The organism is Mesorhizobium sp. P2_E10 (genome assembly GCF_056404235.1).
The window spans coordinates 92868-110031 of record NZ_JBFUEK010000007.1 but is presented as its reverse complement, the minus strand read 5'-3'; the positions used below and the strand labels follow the sequence as shown (position 1 = coordinate 110031).

At 61.1% G+C, this 17164-nt stretch carries 20 protein-coding genes; 14 read left to right on the top strand and 6 right to left on the bottom strand.

The window, feature by feature from the left end:
- Nucleotides 1-201: 201 nt before the first annotated feature.
- The gene (locus tag AC1D0N_RS19850; protein WP_477246821.1) at nt 202-429 is read left to right on the top strand and encodes a hypothetical protein; all 228 of its coding nucleotides are present in this window, start codon (nt 202-204) and stop codon (nt 427-429) included.
- A 645-nt stretch (nt 430-1074) separates the two neighbouring features.
- Here the strand turns inward: AC1D0N_RS19850 and AC1D0N_RS19845 are convergent.
- Nucleotides 1075-1419, bottom strand: a complete 345-nt coding sequence (locus tag AC1D0N_RS19845) for a hypothetical protein (protein ID WP_477246819.1) — start codon at nt 1417-1419, stop codon at nt 1075-1077.
- 199 nt (nt 1420-1618) lie between these two features.
- Complete coding sequence (locus AC1D0N_RS19840) at nt 1619-2071, bottom strand: hypothetical protein (protein WP_477246817.1); 453 nt, start codon at nt 2069-2071, stop codon at nt 1619-1621.
- 117 nt (nt 2072-2188) lie between these two features.
- Here AC1D0N_RS19840 and AC1D0N_RS19835 point away from each other — a divergent pair, with 117 nt between their 5' ends.
- Nucleotides 2189-2809: a hypothetical protein gene (locus AC1D0N_RS19835; protein ID WP_477246815.1), complete on the top strand. Its 621-nt coding sequence runs from the start codon at nt 2189-2191 to the stop codon at nt 2807-2809.
- Complete coding sequence (locus AC1D0N_RS19830; protein ID WP_477246813.1) at nt 2806-3063, top strand: hypothetical protein; 258 nt, start codon at nt 2806-2808, stop codon at nt 3061-3063. Before AC1D0N_RS19835 ends, AC1D0N_RS19830 begins: the two co-directional genes overlap by 4 nt.
- 58 nt (nt 3064-3121) lie before the next feature.
- On the opposite strand, the gene AC1D0N_RS19825 is transcribed toward AC1D0N_RS19830, so the two are convergent.
- Nucleotides 3122-3673, bottom strand: a complete 552-nt coding sequence (locus tag AC1D0N_RS19825; RefSeq protein WP_477246812.1) for a hypothetical protein — start codon at nt 3671-3673, stop codon at nt 3122-3124.
- Between AC1D0N_RS19825 and AC1D0N_RS19820 the strand changes: the two genes are divergently transcribed.
- On the top strand, nt 3672-4172 hold the full coding sequence (locus AC1D0N_RS19820; RefSeq protein WP_477246810.1) for a DUF4238 domain-containing protein: 501 nt from the start codon (nt 3672-3674) through the stop codon (nt 4170-4172). The genes AC1D0N_RS19825 and AC1D0N_RS19820 overlap by 2 nt on opposite strands.
- Nucleotides 4120-4707, top strand: a complete 588-nt coding sequence (locus AC1D0N_RS19815; protein WP_477246808.1) for a hypothetical protein — start codon at nt 4120-4122, stop codon at nt 4705-4707. The genes AC1D0N_RS19820 and AC1D0N_RS19815 overlap by 53 nt, the downstream gene beginning before the upstream one ends.
- Before the next feature lie 389 nt (nt 4708-5096).
- Here the strand turns inward: AC1D0N_RS19815 and AC1D0N_RS19810 are convergent, their stop codons facing one another.
- On the bottom strand, nt 5097-5366 hold the full coding sequence (locus AC1D0N_RS19810; RefSeq protein ID WP_477246807.1) for a phage baseplate assembly protein V: 270 nt from the start codon (nt 5364-5366) through the stop codon (nt 5097-5099).
- 249 nt (nt 5367-5615) lie between these two features.
- On the opposite strand from AC1D0N_RS19810, the gene AC1D0N_RS19805 reads away from it, so the two are divergent.
- The 7 genes from AC1D0N_RS19805 (at nt 5616) to AC1D0N_RS19775 (ending at nt 13153) form a co-directional block, all read left to right on the top strand.
- Nucleotides 5616-6845, top strand: a complete 1230-nt coding sequence (locus tag AC1D0N_RS19805; protein WP_477246805.1) for a septal ring lytic transglycosylase RlpA family protein — start codon at nt 5616-5618, stop codon at nt 6843-6845.
- Between the two features lie 102 nt (nt 6846-6947).
- Nucleotides 6948-8114 carry a D-alanyl-D-alanine carboxypeptidase family protein gene (locus AC1D0N_RS19800; protein ID WP_477246803.1) on the top strand — a complete coding sequence of 389 codons (1167 nt, stop codon included), beginning with the start codon at nt 6948-6950 and terminating at the stop codon, nt 8112-8114.
- Between the two features lie 71 nt (nt 8115-8185).
- A complete protein-coding gene (gene tmk / locus AC1D0N_RS19795; RefSeq protein ID WP_477247192.1) occupies nt 8186-8860 on the top strand; it encodes a dTMP kinase in 675 nt (224 codons plus the stop codon).
- Nucleotides 8857-9912, top strand: a complete 1056-nt coding sequence (locus AC1D0N_RS19790; protein WP_477246801.1) for a DNA polymerase III subunit delta' — start codon at nt 8857-8859, stop codon at nt 9910-9912. Before tmk ends, AC1D0N_RS19790 begins: the two co-directional genes overlap by 4 nt.
- Nucleotides 9913-9992: 80 nt before the next feature.
- On the top strand, nt 9993-11543 hold the full coding sequence (gene metG, locus AC1D0N_RS19785) for a methionine--tRNA ligase (RefSeq protein ID WP_477246799.1): 1551 nt from the start codon (nt 9993-9995) through the stop codon (nt 11541-11543).
- Entirely contained in the window at nt 11543-12331 is a 789-nt protein-coding gene (locus tag AC1D0N_RS19780; RefSeq protein WP_477246797.1) for a TatD family hydrolase, read from the top strand. The genes metG and AC1D0N_RS19780 overlap by 1 nt, the downstream gene beginning before the upstream one ends.
- Nucleotides 12332-12334: 3 nt before the next feature.
- The gene (locus AC1D0N_RS19775; protein WP_477246796.1) at nt 12335-13153 is read left to right on the top strand and encodes an MBL fold metallo-hydrolase; all 819 of its coding nucleotides are present in this window, start codon (nt 12335-12337) and stop codon (nt 13151-13153) included.
- A 13-nt stretch (nt 13154-13166) separates the two neighbouring features.
- Here the strand turns inward: AC1D0N_RS19775 and AC1D0N_RS19770 are convergent, their stop codons facing one another.
- A complete protein-coding gene (locus tag AC1D0N_RS19770) occupies nt 13167-13928 on the bottom strand; it encodes a GNAT family N-acetyltransferase (protein WP_477246794.1) in 762 nt (253 codons plus the stop codon).
- A gap of 249 nt (nt 13929-14177) precedes the next feature.
- Between AC1D0N_RS19770 and AC1D0N_RS19765 the strand changes: the two genes are divergently transcribed.
- Together AC1D0N_RS19765 and AC1D0N_RS19760 are read left to right on the top strand one after the other, a co-directional pair.
- Nucleotides 14178-15089 carry an arginase family protein gene (locus AC1D0N_RS19765; RefSeq protein ID WP_477246792.1) on the top strand — a complete coding sequence of 304 codons (912 nt, stop codon included), beginning with the start codon at nt 14178-14180 and terminating at the stop codon, nt 15087-15089.
- A gap of 81 nt (nt 15090-15170) precedes the next feature.
- Nucleotides 15171-15563 carry a GFA family protein gene (locus AC1D0N_RS19760; protein WP_477246790.1) on the top strand — a complete coding sequence of 131 codons (393 nt, stop codon included), beginning with the start codon at nt 15171-15173 and terminating at the stop codon, nt 15561-15563.
- 33 nt (nt 15564-15596) lie between these two features.
- Here the strand turns inward: AC1D0N_RS19760 and AC1D0N_RS19755 are convergent, their stop codons facing one another.
- Nucleotides 15597-17111 (bottom strand): winged helix-turn-helix domain-containing tetratricopeptide repeat protein, encoded by a 1515-nt coding sequence (locus tag AC1D0N_RS19755; RefSeq protein WP_477246788.1) that lies wholly within the window; start codon nt 17109-17111, stop codon nt 15597-15599.
- Nucleotides 17112-17164 lie beyond the last annotated feature (53 nt).

The following is a 17164-nucleotide window of genomic DNA, read 5'->3' as shown; positions in this document are numbered from 1 at the left end:
CGAATTAAATGATGATGATGTCTTTCATGCGGAATATCCTCCAGCCTGACGTTCTCGCTTGTGTATGTAGGCTATCATATGCGTGAGGACCAGTGAACAAAAAATGAACAGGCGAAATCCATTATGCGCCTTGCCAATACCGACTGGACAAGGAATATAATCCTCCCGTTGCGGCGATCCCCTCAAACGGAGTTCGCTACCATGGCCAGAACTAAACTTTCCAAGCAACTTTCACAGGCTGAAATCGAGCGCTTCCTGAGCGAGGCGGAGCGGTTACACAAGAGCATCGTCCAGCCGCTGCTATCGCCTAGCTGCGAACACTACCGAGCGCTGCAAAACACGCATGAAGCGCTGTTGAAGACGGTGCGAGACATCACCGGCAAGGATGCGCCGTTCATCCGATGGAACGGGACAGGACCGGTGAACTAGCGCCATTCCCCTACGGAACCATTCTCTGCTATGTCCGTTGGGTCGCACGGAAGGGACAACCCGCAAAATGGTTGACGACACCGGCGACGGAGGGCCTTGCTCGTCGTTTGGCACGTGAATCCGGCATTACTGAAGCAGAGGCCCACGAGCTTATCGCCCTTCTAGGACCGCACAATTGGTCTTCGCTTGTGCGCGAGGCGCGGATTTTGATGAAGCGCTAGCGCCCTACATCAGTTTGGCCATTTCCTCTATCGCATCCCATCCGTAAATCGAACCGGGCTTGGTAACGATAGTGGCGCGTCGAGGCCGGTCTGACAGCGGGATGGCCAACGCGTATCTAATCGCCTCTGATAATGTGGGGAACGGCACGCCGGCAGAACCTGGCTCCGCAAACCAAGTTGCAGGATCGATCAATCTATGGGGCACAGCTTTCCTACCTTGGAGGGCCAGAAAGCTTGAGCTACCTCATACGCCATATCTGTCCAACGCACTCCCCTCATGAGTGGGGACAGTTGCGAATTTATAGGTCCATCGACCCCGGCGTATCAAGGGGAGAAGGGCGCTAGAGCAACAAAATATAGGCGCCCATCCCGGCCATCAGCAGGCTCGCGGCCATGCTTGCCGGCCACATACAGGGGGATTGCGTTACTTATCATCCTTGCCAGCGCGTCGAGTGTAGCGAAACAGCAATGCGCACCAAATCAAGCCGGCGCCAATAAATACCAGCGACGCAGGCAGCTGATCCATTATCTTGTAGATGCCGCGCCAACCGGCCTCTAACGTGCCCCAGGACACACCGAGGCCTAAAATCATTTGGTTGGCGGAGAATGGCACCCAACGCGCGTCCTTGAGATATTCAAGCACCTGCGCAGCTATTATTACAGTGCCGAACAAAAGAAGCGAGCCGGCCGCGACGCACTGGTACCCGCGGACGTAAGAGCCGGAGGCCCAGTTCTCAAGCTTTTCCCAGTAAGAAAAGATAGACGCCATTAAAATCGCCTTTCGAAGCCTATCGATCCCGGTTGGGTAAAGTCCGAATCAACTACGCCCTGACGCATCCCATTGATCAAGTCATCCGATACAGCCGGCTTTGCCTGTTTGCAAACGGCCTGCGCGCTAGCTTCGCCCCGCGAGGGCGCGCCTTTGCACCGACGCTTGGCCGACATGCGGGCTCGGGGCGTGTTGGTGGTCATTCTTCTTGCCAATCTGAGGCGCGATAATTCCAGGGCGCGGGTGCCCATTGGAAAACCTGGTTCTCCGGCACGACCATGCCGGTGCGCAAAAATGTCCACGTCCTGTTCGCTCGATCGAAGGTGGCACGGTGGGTCTGAACCTTTCCGATCATGTAGTTTGCGAGAACTTCTGTCCCCAAGGGTGGGAACTGGCCCTCGGTCGTTCGTCTCCATTGCACCAGACGCATCCGGACCCCCGGGGCACCGTGATTCAGAAAATCAACGCCGGCCTCTTCGAGCGCCCGCTGAACGTTCAGCACATTTTCCGACCGACCGGAGATTGCGCTATTTCCAGACGCCTCCATGTTACGGATTGTGTTGATGCTTATGCCCGTTATCTGGGCCACATCGCGTTGCTCTAAGTCCGCCAAGGCGCGGGCTGCTCGTAGTTGGTTTCCAGTCGTCAGCATTTTCAGACTCCATCGCTCAGTTATTGGTTACCGTAACCAACTATGTGTTGACAAGTGCTAAATGGCAATTATGGTTGCCGATGCAAGATATCTGGTGATCGTAACCAATTAGGAGATTTGGAAATGCCGAACACATCTGTTCGGGCTGCCGCCGAAGGCATGCCCAATGTCAACCGCCGTCGCCTGCTCAACCTGACCGGGGGCGGGCTCGCCTTCGCCGCAACCGCAATGGCCGCGAAGTCATCTGTCGCGGCACCTACCAGCCTGGTTGTCGAACTAGAAACCGCCTTCTATGCCGAATGGGCAGCGCTCCGCTCTTTGGAGCCGGTGCTGAATGCGGCCGAGCGACGCTATATGGAGATCAGAGCCAGGCGGCCTGTCATGGGTGAAATGACACCGGAGGAAGTCGAAAGGCTCCGCAATACGACTGTCGCCGACCTCGCAAAGCTGCCGCCAAGCCGTGCCAGTGTCGAACATGCCGAAGCCCTTCGTGCCTATAACAAGGCCGACGCTGCTGCTCGCCGCAAGACGGGCTTTGGCAAGCTCGATAAAGCATACGCGAAGGCCACGCACCGCACTTGCGACGCGGCCAACGCGCTTCTTCGCTATCCGGCCGCGACGCTTGACGACCTCGCCGCCAAGGTGCGGGTCCATCGCGTCTGGGAATATGACGGACAGGACTTCAACTTCATCATGGACGACATAGCGCGTGTCGCTGGGAAAGGGGGTGACGCATGAACGCCGCTGCGCCTGTCGCGTCGGACCGGGGCCTAATCACCGAAGCTGATATCGATCGTGGCTATGACGCATGCGCAATAGTCCGCGTTTGCGAACTGGCGATGGAGACAATCCCCGGGCTGGGCCAAGACGCTCTTGTCAACGAAGCCGTTGGCGACATCGTGAGGTTGTTGCGGATGGTGGGACAAATGACCGGGGCATCGCTCAATGCCCTGGAGCTGGCAAAAACGAGACAGGCAGATACCAAAGCCTGATCGATTGCTCTTCGGAGACTTGAAAGCCCGCTGCCTCACGGTGGCGGGCCTTTTTCATTTAGCTGCGGCTTACTGCGACTGTTTTGACTGGTCCCCACATGCCGCCTGTAAAGCTGTCAGAATCTGCGATCTGCAAGACGTTTGGCAGGTCTCTTTGATATTTTTCTCTGAACCAACCTTCGTATTCGATCTGAATCGGAAACTCAGCCTGCGCCCTCCAAAAGCTTTGGCGCGGATCTCTGTGGGTTAGACCAAAAGAGCATGACGTCCGAGCACCGTTCTGCAGGAGACGGATCACGCTGGAAGGCTCGAAACAAGCCAACCACCGGCCCTTGTTCTCGTCGTTGGCTCCGGCGCCAAGCGCCGCCTCCAGCGCTGTCTGATCGCTAATGAGGAGCTTGATGTTCTTTGCCGGGATCGATCCAGAGTTAAGGATGACTAGGTTGTACGCGATCCCCTCGTTGCCGCCGTGGTGCGTCTCAACCATTGCCGTCACGATCGGCCGAAACTGACGGTACCAAAAGAAGATGGAAAAACCTAAGGCCACCGCCGAGACGATCAGTGCGACAGTTGCGACTGCAAGGTTAAGCAAGTCTGGGTTTACGTCCATGGTCCGCCTCTCCCTCCATCATCCCCGGACTTTGGACAATCGCAGGAATGAACTGGCACCGCAATTGGCACCGGACCGGACGGCAAGGCGCTGCCTCACGGTGGCGGGCTTTTTGTTCGCCTGCTACTACCGTGATATGGCCAAGAACAATTTGCCAGCCGACCATCATTTCGTGCCGCAGTTTCTTCTTCGAAACTTCGTTGACGATGCTGGCACTTTGCACGTCTTTGATCGACGAACGCCTGCTCGAGGCGTGTTCAACAATCCCCCTGGTAAGGTTTTCTTTGAACGCCAGCTTTACACCTCGATTGAAAAAGACCTGTCTAAAAACGTCGACCTTGAGCTCGCTTTTGCCCATCTGGAGGGCATTGTCGCGCCGCTGATAACGCGCATCTTGGACATGGCGAAACAACCGAGGGGTCGCACTGCATTCAAACGAACGTCAGTTGCTTGCGATCTATACCTACTACCAGTGGAAGCGGGTGCCGGACAATTTTAGGCAGTTTTCCAGCCTCGCAACGTTCCGGATGGATGGCGAGAAGAGGCTTCGTGAGTACGAGGCTCTCTATCGCCCCTTGGATGACCACGAAAGAGAGTATTTCGGCAAGGATGAGACCTGGCGCCGGATGCTCCAAAACGTCCGTAGCGACGTGATCGCCAGAGGAAACTTGTCCATTGTCGCGACAATCGAGGCAATGAACCTCAACATCGTGACAATCTCGAATCCGAAGAAGGCGTTCATCATATCGAGCTTTCCCGTTTACAAACTCAATCATCCCGGCAAAGCCGCGCTTTCGGACCCGACTGTCGAGATGTGGTTTCCCATCTCCTCAGACGTTTCTCTCTTGTGGACAGGAAGAGGTGGGGGAACGATTTTTCGATCGGTTTCTGACGGGGCTGCGGTGCGATATCAAAATCAAGCAGCCGCAGCAAAGAGCAATTTGATCGCTTCCAGGTCTGCGGCGCTGACGCGGTCACTTGCCTCATATGCCGGCGTGAAAAAAGGCACAGAAGGCAGCCAGAACAGCCGGTGAACGTGTTGCTACGCTTTTTGCAACGCAACGCTACGGTATTGGACGGGAAGGGGAGGGACAAACGGTTCTCTGATGCCCGCAAACCGTTGACAGACAAGGCTTTGGCATCACGCTACGGGATAGAGAGGGACGGCAGCAACCGAATTTCAAGACCGGTGCCTTAAACCGCTCGGCCATCCCTCCAAGGCTTCGTTGGCTTTTCCGGTTTTGCAGCGACCTTTCTTTGATCTCTGTACCCGTTTGCTACTGAATGGCCTTTGGTGCCTTGGCCTTTACCGCGCGCCGGATTGCAGCGTCAACCTGTTCTGCATTCCTGGCATGAGATACGGAAGAGATCCAGCGCAATGCCGATCGAGGAACGGCCGTGATGTGCATGCCGCATGCTCGGTCTATCGCCGGTCGAGCGCCGAAAATCCACATCCGATCCAGACTGGTCGCATTGGGTCGCCGGCGGCGTACATTATCCAGACCTGCGATTGCTTGGGAGGAAGCGCGACTGCTTGGGTGGCAAGCTCGGCGACTGACAGGCAGGCGGCAGCCCAACTGCCCTGGTCTGCGCCTATGTCGGGCCTACGCACCTTTATGCGGAACAACGCGTCGGGATCCTGGTCGTCAACGACGATGGCTGGGTAGAGCCCGTACATTTTCTGCGGCGGCATTGGCGCGTCTCCGTCATGTCGCACATCAACACATCGCGAAATGGAAAGCCATCATCAACCGGCAGGCCGGGCAGGGTGCCACAATCTCGCCCGGTTTCGGACATAATCGGTTAATACGCTGATAAACAATTCCTGCGCACAAAGGGATTGGGGATCAGGGCGTTACGACATTTGTCGGATAAGTGCTCTGGCGTCTTTGGACGCGCAAATGCAGCGCCCGTGTCGAGACTGTAGGGGACGTCAGAAAAAATGCAGACCACGGCGCGCCCGCGTCTTCGTCGCGCTTCCACTTTCGTGCTGTTCGCGGCGTCGGCTGCCTTGCTGGCCGCTTGCGCATCGCCGCCGCAGCCGAAAGCCATGGTCGACAGGAAACCCCGCTCCAAGGAATATTTTGCCGAGACCGAGTATGGCGTGAAAGCCAGCCCGCGCGTCCAATACATGCGGCGCGGCGGAGGCCGCGACCAGTTGGGCAAGCCCTATCAGGTGCGCGGCAAGTGGTACTATCCCAGGGAAGACAAGCACTACGCCAAGATTGGTCTGGCCTCCTGGTATGGTGACGCATTCCATGGCCGGCTGACCGCCAATGGCGAAGTCTACGACATGACGCATCTGACGGCGGCGCATCCGACCATGCCGCTGCCGAGCTATGCCCGCGTCACCAACACCGAGACCGGAAGTTCGGTCATCGTGCGCGTCAACGACCGCGGCCCCTACCATGAGGGACGCATCATCGATGTCTCGGAACGCGCCGCCGAAATGCTCGACTATGCCAAGGTCGGCACGGCCAGGGTCAAAGTGGAATATATTGGCCGCGCGCCGCTCGACGGCGATGACGACCAGTATCTGATGGCTTCCTACCACCCCGGCAACCGGGCACCCGATCCGTCCGACGGTCTGCCGACCGGCGTCATGGTCGCCATGAACGGCCCGTCGCCGAGCCTGCCCGTAGGCGCGACGACCGTGGCGTTTCCTGGCGAATTGACGAACACCGGACAGGCGTTTGAGGCGCAGCCAGCCCTCTCGGCGCAGACGCCGGCGTTCAGTGAAGTGACGCTGCCTGATTTCGGGCCGATCGTGCCGGAGCGTCCGGACATCAACATGCCGCGCCAATCGCCATTTGCGGTGGCGTCACTGGGGTATGCGGACGAGCGCGTGCATCGCGCCTCCGACGTCTTTGCCGCGCTTGACGGCGACGGCATGTCGCCCGCCGACGTCCTGCAGTCGTGGAAGCGGCAAGCCTCGCCAGCCACTTCGGCGACGGACTATGTCGCGGCGGGTTCGTTCGAGGATGCCGCGGAGGCGAAGCGCGTGGCGGCTGAGCTTGCCGGCTTCGGCAAGACCGAAATCCAGCGCTCCGAGCTCGATGGCAAGGACTGGTATTCGGTCAATCTCTATCCCGACGGCCACCGCAGCCTGGACGAGATGCTGCAGGCGGCGTGGTCGCATGGCGCGCCTGACGCGCTCGTGGTGCGCAACTGATCCGAAAGGCCGCCGGTTTCCCGATCGGCGGTTGATCCGCCGGGAAAAAGCCTGATAGCCTTGCAAAGCTGGCGCCACGCCGGCTAACGGGTCGAATCTCTCATGCGATTTCGCTTATCTCAGCCTCTCGCCGGGCTCCTGGGTCTTGGTCTTCTGCTGCTTTCGCTGGTCCCTGCGGACGCGCAGCTTTTCGAGACCAAGGCGGCACAAGCCTTCATGATCGACGCCGAAACCGGCACGGTGCTGTTTGCCAAGGATGCCGACAAATTGATGCCGCCGGCGTCGATGGCCAAGCTGATGACCATGGAAGTGGTTTTCAACGCCATCAAGTCCGGGCGCATGGGGCTCGAGGATACATTCGTGGTCTCAGAGAATGCCTGGCGCAAGGGCGGCGCGCCGTCCGGAACATCGACGATGTTCGCAAAACTCAAATCCTCGATCCGGGTCGAGGACCTGATCCAGGGTATCACCGTCCAGGCCGCCAATGATGGCTGCATGGTGCTGGCTGAAGGCATGGCCGGATCGGAAGAGAATTTCGCGGCGCAGATGACCGAGCGCGCCCGCCAGATCGGCCTGCAGAAATCGACCTTCGTCAATTCGACCGGCCTGCCGGCCGATGGCCAGCAGACGACCGTGCGCGAGCTTGCGCAACTCGCTTTGCATCTCTGGCGCGATTATCCGGACCTCTACCGCTACTATGGCCAGGCGGATTTCACCTGGAACAAGATCGCGCAGAGGAACCGCAACCCGTTGCTGGCGATGGGTATCGGCGCCGACGGGCTGGCGGTCGGCATGAGCGAGGCGTCAGGCTTCGGCATCGTCGGCTCCGTCAGCCACGATGGCAAGCGGGTGATCGCGGCAATGAGCGGGCTGGCGAGCGACCGCGAGCGCTCCGAGGAAGCGCGAAAGCTGCTCGACTGGGGCATTCGCTCCTTCGAGAAGACCGAGATTTTCGCCAAGGACGAAGTGGTCGGCGAGGCCCAGGTTTTCGGCGGCGCCAAGTCCGGCGTGGCGCTGAAGGCCAAGGGGCCGGTCGACATCTTCCTGCCAATCACCAATCGCGACAAGCTGACGGCGAAGATCGTCTACAGCGGGCCGGTCGCTGCACCAATAGAGGAGGGGCAACCGGTTGGTGCGCTGCGCGTCTGGATCGGCGACACGCTGAGCCAGGAGACGCCGCTTTTTGCCGCCGAGTCGGTTGGCGTTGGCACGCTGCCGCAACGGGCGCTGGATGCCGCCAAGGAACTGGCCGTCGGCTGGCTGCGTTAGCAGCGTTCTGGTGGACCTTCCCTCCAACCGGGACTAATACGGTTGCCGCAAGCATGGACAAAGGTTTTCGATTGGCGCGCGGATTTTTCATTACCTTCGAAGGCGGCGAAGGAGCAGGCAAGTCGACGCAGATCGAGCGGCTGGCCAGGAAAATGCGCGCCAAGAAATACGACGTCCTCGTCACCCGCGAACCAGGGGGATCGCCGGGCGCCGAGGCGGTCAGGCATGTCCTGCTTTCCGGCGCTGCCGAACCTTTCGGGCCCAAGATGGAGGCGCTGCTTTTCGCTGCCGCCCGTTCCGACCATGTCGAGCAGGTCATCCGGCCGGCGGTCGAGCGCGGTTCGGTCGTGCTTTGCGATCGCTTCCTGGATTCCTCGCGCGTCTACCAGGGCGTCACCGGCAATCTCGATCCGGCATTTATGGATGCACTGGAACAGGTCGCCATCAACGGCATGGTGCCCGACATGACGCTGATCTTCGACATCGATCCGACCGAGGGCCTGCGGCGCGCCACCGCAAGGCGCGGCGCGGACGACGGTCCGGACCGTTTCGAGAAGGAAACGCTCGCCATCCACCAGCGCCGCCGCGAAGCCTTTCTGGCGATCGCCGCAGCGGAACCGGAACGCTGCATCGTCATCGATGCGTCCGCCGATCCCGACACGGTGGAAAATGTCGTCACATCAGCCGTGTTCGCAGCGCTCGAGACAATAACGCCGGCGCACAACAGACAGGCGGCGCCGGCATGATCTTCGAACGCATCGCCCCTGAACAGCATGACACGCTGGACGGCGTGCCGGAGCCGTCGGAAACGCCGCGTCTGGTCGGGCATCTGCAGGTTGCCAACATGCTCGCCGCCGCCTATCGCTCGGGCAAGCTGCCGCACGCGCTGATCTTTGCCGGGCCGGTCGGCATCGGAAAGGCGACGTTTGCCTTTCACCTGGCGCACCACCTTTTGAAGCATCCGGCCTTCGAATATGCGCCCGAGACCTTTGCCGTTCCCGATCCGGCCTCATCGCTGTTTCGCCAGATCGCCATCGGCGCGCATCCTTCCGTGCTGCATCTGACGCGTCCGGCGAACGACAAGACCAAGAGCTACAAGACGGTCGTCACCGTCGATGAGATCCGCAAGGTCAGCCGCTTCCTGTCGCTGACCTCGCATGACGGCAGCTACCGCGTCGTGATCGTCGACCCAGCCGACGACATGAATACCAATGCTGCCAATGCCTTGCTGAAGAATCTTGAGGAGCCGCCGGCACGCACTCTGTTCATCCTCATCGTCCATGCGCCGGGCAGTCTGCTGCCGACGATCCGGTCGCGGTGCCAGATGGTGCGCCTGACGCCGCTGGGCGCCGAGGATTTGATGACCGTGCTGGAAAGTGTCGAACCGCCACCGCCTAGGGATCCGGCGGCGCGCGCCGCACTGGCCGAGCGGGCAGGGGGCAGCGCCCGCAATGCCATCCTGCTGACGCAATATGGCGGGCTGGAGATCGCCGGCACCCTCGACGCCCTGGTGGCGGCGAGAAAGAGCGATGTCGCCGGCGCCTATCGGCTTGCGGAAGCAGTCGCGGGTCGCGACCAGGCGATCCAGTTCGACATCTTCAACCGCCGGGCGCTCGATCTGCTTTCGGCCAGCGCCAGCGAGGCTGCACTTGCCGGCGATCTGGCGCGGGCAAAAACGCTGTCGGATACTTGGCACGAGGCGCTCAACGCTATATCTGAAACCGATACCTACAATCTCGACAAGAAGCAGCACGCCTTGACCATGATCGACCGCCTGAATTCTGCGATGCGAATGTGACGGTTTCCCGGGATGGCAATCGCCGTCTCGATGCGATATCCACCGCCACACCTTCATTCAGACATTCATGACGGCCATTCATGTCACGCGAAAAATACTATCTGACGACACCGATTTTCTATCCCAACGGCAAGCCGCATATCGGCCACGCCTATACGGTCATTGCGACCGATGCGCTGGCCCGCTTCCAGCGCCTTGACGGCAAGGACGTGTTCTTCCTCACCGGCACCGACGAACACGGCCTCAAGATGCAGCAGACGGCTGAGAAGGAAGGCATCACGCCGCTGGCGTTGGCCGACCGCAATTCGGCGATCTTCCGTTCGATGACCGAGACCGTCGGCGGCTCGAATGATGAGTACATCCGCACGACTGAACCCCGCCACTACGCGTCCTGCCAGGCGATCTGGAAGGCGATGGCCGCCAATGGCGACATCTATCTCGACCGTTACAGCGGCTGGTATTCGGTGCGGCAGGAAGCCTATTTCGACGAGAGCGAAACCACGCTCGGCGATGACGGTGTGCGCCGCGAGCCGCTTGGCTCGCCGGTCGAGTGGAACGAGGAAGAAAGCTACTTCTTCCGGCTTTCCGCCTATCAGGATAAATTGCTGGCGCTTTATGAGAACCAGCCCGACTTCGTCGGCCCGTCCGAGCGCCGCAATGAGGTGCTCAGCTTCGTCAAGTCAGGGCTGAAGGATCTTTCGATCTCGCGCACGACCTTCAAATGGGGTGTGCCGGTGCCCGGCGACGACAAGCATGTGATGTATGTCTGGGTCGATGCCTTGACCAACTACATCACCGCCGCCGGCTACCCTGACACCAAGTCCGGGCAATGGCGCTACTGGCCGGCCACCCACATCATCGGCAAGGACATCGTCCGCTTCCACGCTGTCTACTGGCCGGCTTTTCTGATGTCAGCAGGCATCGAGCTGCCGAAGCGTGTCTTCGCCCACGGCTTCCTGTTCAACCGCGGCGAGAAGATGTCGAAATCGGTCGGCAACGTCGTCGATCCGTTTACCATGGTAGAGCACTACGGCCTCGACCAGGTGCGTTATTTCTTCCTGCGCGAGGTGCCGTTCGGCCAGGACGGCAGCTACAGCCATGATGCGATCGTCAACCGCACCAATGCCGACCTCGCCAATGGTCTCGGCAATCTGGCGCAACGCTCGCTGTCGATGATCGCCAAGAACTGCGGCGGCGTGGTGCCGCAGCGTGGCGAACTGACTGATGCCGACAGCGCCATCCTCGATCAGGCGGTGGACGCGCTCGGCACAGCGCGCAAGACGATGTCGGAGCAGGGCATCCATTTGGCGCTGGCGGCGATCTTCAACGTGGTGGCGGAAGCCGATCGCTACTTCGCCTCGCAGGCACCCTGGGCGCTGAAGAAGACCGACCCGGCGCGCATGGAAACGGTGCTGTGGACGACCGCCGAGCTCGTGCGGCGCGTGGCGCTGCTGTGCCAACCCTACATTCCGGGGTCGGCGGCGAAGCTGCTAGACCTGCTGGCGGTGCCGGCCGACACGCGCCAGTTCGCGCATGTCCATGCCGACTTTGCGCTGGTGCCAGGCACGGCATTGCCGGCGCCGGAAGGCGTCTTTCCGCGTTACGTCGAAAAGCCGGACGCGAACGCCTGATGCTGGTCGACAGTCACTGCCATCTCGACTTTCCTGACTTCGCCGAAGAGCGGGCGGCCATCGTCGCCCGCGCTTTGGCCGCCGGAATCGGCCGCATGGTGACGATCTCGACACGCGTGAAGCGGTTTCCACAAGTGCTTGAGATCGCTGAAACTTTCGACGAAGTCTATTGCTCTGTCGGCACTCATCCGCACAACGCCGCTGAAGAGCTGGATGTCACGGTCGAGGAGCTTGTGCGGCTGTCCACGCACCCGAAAGTGGTTGCGATCGGCGAGGCCGGGCTCGATTACTTCTACGACAAAGCGCCGCGCGATGCGCAGGCGCGGGGCTTTCGCAAGCACATCGCCGCCGCCCGCCAGACCGGCCTGCCGCTGGTCATCCATTCGCGCGATGCCGATGACGACATGGCCGCGATCCTCGAGGGCGAAACAGGGAAGGGCGCCTTCCCCTTCATTCTGCATTGTTTTTCCTCCGGCCGCCGCTTGGCGGAAGTCGGTGTGGCGCTGGGCGGCTATGTCTCCTTCTCCGGCATCCTGACCTTCAAGAACTCGGCCGAGCTGCGCGCCATCGCCGCCGATGTGCCGCATGACCGGCTGCTGGTCGAAACCGACGCGCCGTATCTGGCGCCGATGCCGTTTCGCGGCAAGCGCAACGAGCCTGCCTACGTCGCCAACACCGCCAAGGTGCTGGCCGAGGCGATCGGCGTCAGCGAGGCCGAGATTGCCACCATCACCACCGACAATGTCTTCCGCCTTTTCCGGAAAATGCCGGATATGCGGAGCGCCTGACGCATGAGCGACCGGCTGCGCCTTACCATTCTCGGCTGCGGCTCGTCGCCTGGCACGCCGCGCATCACCGGCGACTGGGGCAATTGCGATCCGGCCAATCCACGCAATCGCCGTATGCGCACCGCGGCACTGGTTGAGCGCATCGCGGCGAAAGGCGGCAGAACCACGGTCGTCATCGACACCGGACCGGATTTCCGCGAACAGATGCTCTTGGCGTCGGTCAAGCGCATCGACGCGGTCATCTACACGCATCCGCATGCCGACCACATCCATGGCATAGACGATCTGCGCGGCTACGTGCTCGAGCAGCGCCACCTGATCGACGTCCACGCCGACCAGCCGACGATGCAGCGCCTGCGGCAAGCGTTCGGCTATTGCTTCGAGACGCCGCCGGGCAGCTCCTATCCGCCGATCGTGCGGGCGCATCTCATCGACCACACCAGGCCGGTCGTGATCGAAGGCGAGGGCGGTGCCCTCACCCTCGAGCCGCTGCCACAGATCCACGGCGATATCATATCGCTGGGTTTTCGCATTGGCGGGCTGGCTTATTGCCCCGATATCAGCGACTTCCCGGATGCCACTGCCGAGCGTCTGCGTGGGCTGGACGTGCTGGTCATCGACGCGCTGCAGTACAACACGCATCCCAGCCATCTGTCGCTCGGCCAGGCGCTTGGCTGGATCGAAAAACTGGCGCCGAAGAGTGCCGTGCTGACGCATATGCACGTGCCGCTCGACTATGCCACGGTGATGGCCGAGACGCCTGACAATGTCGAGCCGGCCTATGACGGCATGACGATCGAAATACCTTATGAGTCAGTGTGATACGAATAGCGCTTCATGAGGACTTTCGGCTCGTTGGTCCGAATATCAGCAGCGTCCCAATCCGCTCATATCCCATGCGGGGATAGAGCAGCGCCCCAGCGTGCGTCGCCATCAGCACCGAGCACCGCGACCCACGGGCCTGGTCGTCGTGCAACATTTTGGACATCAGTGCCTGACCAATGCCGCGGCGCCGGTGCGAAGGTTCGACATACATGGCCTCGCACCAGGTGGCGCCGACGGCATCGACGCTGCGCACGCGCCCGACAATGGCGTCGCCATCAACCGCCACATATTGGCGGAACGGCGCACCGTCGCCGAGCAGATCGTCGGCTATCGGCCGTCTGCGTATGATCTTTCCCAGTTGCGCCGCGCGCTCGGCTGTGCGCACGCGTTCGATCGAAACCACAGCCGGCGGGCTCGGTATCCGGCGCAGCGACTGGACGAAAAAGCCTTCCGTCCGCAGCAGCCGGTAGCCGAGAGCCTTGTATGCGGTTCGCACCGGCTGATCCGGCTCATCGTTCGCGATCACCACGGAAATAGCGAAGCCCGACCGCGCATGCTGCCTCACAATTGTATCGGCTGCCTCGGCGGCGACGTCATGGACGACCCATTCTTCGCCACGGTAGTCGCGCGCATTCTTGCGTGGCGCATCGCGCATCAGCCACAATGGCCCGACGCGGCTGGCCTGGTAAGGAAAGGTGCGGCTTTTGCCGATGCTGTAGCCGTGCACGAACACCCCAATCGCCGCTTCGATCTCACGCTTTGCTGTCGTCATTCGTGCAGCGTAGCCTCGGCCATCCGCTCAAGGCAACACGCATCGATCGTGCCAAGCCTATGAAAATCCGCAGCAATTCCCATCCACCGGTCAATGCATCAGTTCCATAATCTATCTTATGCGACTTTCTGATGTGAGGACGGCTGGACGAGAAATTGCGATCAGACCCTTTAAATCCAACATCAGAGCGAACAAGGTTGCGGCTCTTTCGCCTTTCTCCTTCCGAACTCTGCAGCCAGGAACTCCGACATGCCTCCGCATCCCAGCTTCCTCGATTTCCCCGAACATCTGTCCGGCGGCGTGCAACCGCGCATCGTGCTGTTCGGCGCGCCGCATGGCAGCACTTATCCCGGCGCCGATCCCCAGGGTTTTGCCGGCGCTGCGGCCGCCATCCGCGCCGCCAGCCAGGCTGATGCACAGTTCCTCGACAGTTGGGACTTCGACCTTGGCGGCCCGCTCTTCGAGGGCCGTGAGCCCTGCTGCGTCGATGCCGGCGATCTGCCGACGTCGGTCCTAGACAATGCCGGAAACCGCAAGCTGATCGAGGAGAAGACGCGCGCCATCCTCGCCGCTGGCGCCGCACCGCTGATGATCGGGGGCGATGATTCCGTGCCCATCCCCTTCATCGCTGGCTTTGCCGATCATGGCCCAATCTGGATCTTGCAGATCGATGCCCATATCGACTGGCGCGACGAGCGTTTTGGCGAGCCCTTGGGCTATTCCAGTACCATGCGCCGGGCGAGCGAGATGCCCCATGTCGCCGGCATCGTGCAGGCGGGTATCCGCGGGGTTGGCAGTGCCCGGTCCCTGGAGGTCGAGACCGCCAGGCGTTGGGGCGCACACCTCGTCACCGCGCAGGAGATAAATACGAAGGGTATCGAAGCCGCCCTCAAGTACATACCTGAGGGCGCGCGCGTGGTCGTGACCCTCGATTGCGACGGGCTCGATCCCAGCGTGATGCCGGGCGTCGCCGGTCGCACGCCCGGCGGGCTGACCTATCAACAGGCGATCGGACTGATCGAGGGAGTGAGCCTGCGTGGGCGCCTTGCCGGCTTCGATCTCATCGAATTCCAAACGCTTGCTGAAATAGACGGCATTACGGCGCTCACCGCCGCGCGAATTCTCGTCAATGTGATCGGGCGCATCGTCAGGCAAGCTTGAACCCTGCCGGAGCGGTCGTTTGCAATGACAGTGCCGTTCGTCGTAGCCATCAGGCCGTTTGATTTCAGAGGAGACGGGAGCATGGAACGGTTCACCGGCGGTTGCCTGTGCGGCAACGTCCGACTTGTGGCGTCTGGCACCCCGTACCGGGTCGGCATTTGTCACTGTCTCGACTGCCGCAAGCATCATGGCGCCCTCTTCTACGCTGCGGCGGTGTTCCCTCAGGATGCGGTGACGATCGAGGGCGAAACCCGCGACTATCTCGGCCGGTTTTTCTGTCCCCGTTGCGGCTCGTCCGTTTTCGCACGCAGCGCCGACGAAATCGAAGTGCATCTGGGATCCCTGGATACCCCAAACCAATTGATGCCAACCTACGAAAGCTGGACCGTCCGTCGCGAGTCCTGGCTGCCGCCGTTTCCGCTTACGAGACGATACGAGCGCGGTCGTGACGCCACGGGCCGCTCTGAGGATTAGCCCGCCCGGACAGCGCCTTCGTACGCCGGCGCGTCAATCCGGCAGGCCAGCCTTGTGGAAGCCATCAACGAAATGCTCAAGCATAGCGTCGTCACGGAATGGCTCCGTCATAACCCAGTGGCGGGTTGTGAAATGCGGGTTGCTGACGAGGAACATCTCAACCTCTGCGCGCGCCTCGTCGAGCCGGCCGAGTTGCGCAAGGCTTGCCGCCAGGAAACGGCGTGAGCTGGTACGATAGGTCTCGTCCCTGCGCAGTGTCTCAACAGCGGCTTCGTAATCGCGCGCCGCATATTGCGCCGCGCCAAGCGTCAGATAGTACCAGCTTGCCGGAAACGGGTTCAGCCGGAACGCCTTGCGAATCTGCTCGAGCCCCTCCTCCACCCGCCCGCCCAGGATCGTGATGTCGGACAATGTCGCCCAGGCGTCGGCCTCGTTGGGGTCGAGCTCGAAGGCCTTGGCGAACTCCGCATCCGCCTCGGCGAAGCGGCGTTCATAGGCCAGCAGGTTGCCCAGCACCCAATGGCAGCCGGCATCGTTGGGGTCGATCGCCACGGCTTTGCGCGCCAGTTCCAGGGCAAGGCTGCGGTTGGGTTCAATGGGTTCGCCCCAATGCACCCATCCCATCCAGTGGTTCATGGCGAGCCAGCGATAGGCTTCGGCGTAATCAGGATCGAGCGAAACCGCGCGCGTCAGCATCAGATGCGCTTCCCGCGCCGTCTGCGGCGAATCATCGATCAGCTTGCGCGCCCGCACGCAGAGGTCGTAGGCCTCGAGATTGTTGGGCCGGTTGCGCGGCGGCGGTGCCCGCAGCCGGCCAAGCAACGCCTCCACGATCTTGGCCGTCACCTCGTCCTGAACGGCAAAGATATCTTCCAGGCTACGATCGAAGCGTTCCGCCCATAGGTGCTCGCCGCTCTTCGCGTCGACCAGCTGGGCGTTGATGCGCACGCGCCCCGCGGCGCGTCTTGCGCTCCCCTCCAGCAGATAGCGCACACCAAGATCCTCAGCGATCTCACGCACGTCCATCGCCTTTCCCTTGTAGGCAAAGGTCGAGTTGCGCGCGATGACGAACAGGCCGGTGATCCTCGACAGGTCGGTGATCAGGTCTTCGGTCAATCCATCCGCGAAGGCCCCCTGCTCCGGATCGTTGCTGAAATTGACGAAGGGCAGCACGGCTATCGATGGTTTGTCGGGCAGCGGCAAAGGTTTTGGCTTCACGCCAGCGAGCTGTTCGACGGCCCCGGTAAAGCGATAGCCGACGCGCGGAACCGTGGAGATCCATTCGCCTTCGGCGGGCGGACCCAGCAGCTTGCGCAGCTGCGCGATCTGGACGGTGAGGTTGCCTTCCTCGACGGCCGTGCCCGGCCACGCCGCATCCATCAACTCGGCCTTGCCAAGGATTTCACCCGGCCGTCCGACGAGCGCCGCAAGCAGCCTCAGCCCGCGGTAGCCAACGGCAACGGGAACATTGTCCCGAAGCAGCGTTCCCGCAACCGGATCAAGCACGAACGGACCAAAGGCAAAGCGCGATCCCTGCATAAGGCGCATCTATAGCCGGTTTGGAACTTTTGAGAACTATTTGGGAGGGCTTAAGTACCGCG

Coding starts and splice junctions, on each gene's coding strand:
- AC1D0N_RS19850 (WP_477246821.1), top strand. CDS start 202: ATGGCCAGAACTAAACTTTCCAAGCAACTTTCACAGGCTGAAATCGAG.
- AC1D0N_RS19845 (WP_477246819.1), bottom strand. CDS start 1,419: ATGGCGTCTATCTTTTCTTACTGGGAAAAGCTTGAGAACTGGGCCTCC.
- AC1D0N_RS19840 (WP_477246817.1), bottom strand. CDS start 2,071: ATGCTGACGACTGGAAACCAACTACGAGCAGCCCGCGCCTTGGCGGAC.
- AC1D0N_RS19830 (WP_477246813.1), top strand. CDS start 2,806: ATGAACGCCGCTGCGCCTGTCGCGTCGGACCGGGGCCTAATCACCGAA.
- AC1D0N_RS19820 (WP_477246810.1), top strand. CDS start 3,672: ATGGTCCGCCTCTCCCTCCATCATCCCCGGACTTTGGACAATCGCAGG.
- AC1D0N_RS19825 (WP_477246812.1), bottom strand. CDS start 3,673: ATGGACGTAAACCCAGACTTGCTTAACCTTGCAGTCGCAACTGTCGCA.
- AC1D0N_RS19810 (WP_477246807.1), bottom strand. CDS start 5,366: ATGCCGCCGCAGAAAATGTACGGGCTCTACCCAGCCATCGTCGTTGAC.
- AC1D0N_RS19805 (WP_477246805.1), top strand. CDS start 5,616: ATGCAGACCACGGCGCGCCCGCGTCTTCGTCGCGCTTCCACTTTCGTG.
- AC1D0N_RS19800 (WP_477246803.1), top strand. CDS start 6,948: ATGCGATTTCGCTTATCTCAGCCTCTCGCCGGGCTCCTGGGTCTTGGT.
- AC1D0N_RS19790 (WP_477246801.1), top strand. CDS start 8,857: ATGATCTTCGAACGCATCGCCCCTGAACAGCATGACACGCTGGACGGC.
- metG (WP_477246799.1), top strand. CDS start 9,993: ATGTCACGCGAAAAATACTATCTGACGACACCGATTTTCTATCCCAAC.
- AC1D0N_RS19780 (WP_477246797.1), top strand. CDS start 11,543: ATGCTGGTCGACAGTCACTGCCATCTCGACTTTCCTGACTTCGCCGAA.
- AC1D0N_RS19775 (WP_477246796.1), top strand. CDS start 12,335: ATGAGCGACCGGCTGCGCCTTACCATTCTCGGCTGCGGCTCGTCGCCT.
- AC1D0N_RS19770 (WP_477246794.1), bottom strand. CDS start 13,928: ATGACGACAGCAAAGCGTGAGATCGAAGCGGCGATTGGGGTGTTCGTG.
- AC1D0N_RS19765 (WP_477246792.1), top strand. CDS start 14,178: ATGCCTCCGCATCCCAGCTTCCTCGATTTCCCCGAACATCTGTCCGGC.
- AC1D0N_RS19760 (WP_477246790.1), top strand. CDS start 15,171: ATGGAACGGTTCACCGGCGGTTGCCTGTGCGGCAACGTCCGACTTGTG.
- AC1D0N_RS19755 (WP_477246788.1), bottom strand. CDS start 17,111: ATGCGCCTTATGCAGGGATCGCGCTTTGCCTTTGGTCCGTTCGTGCTT.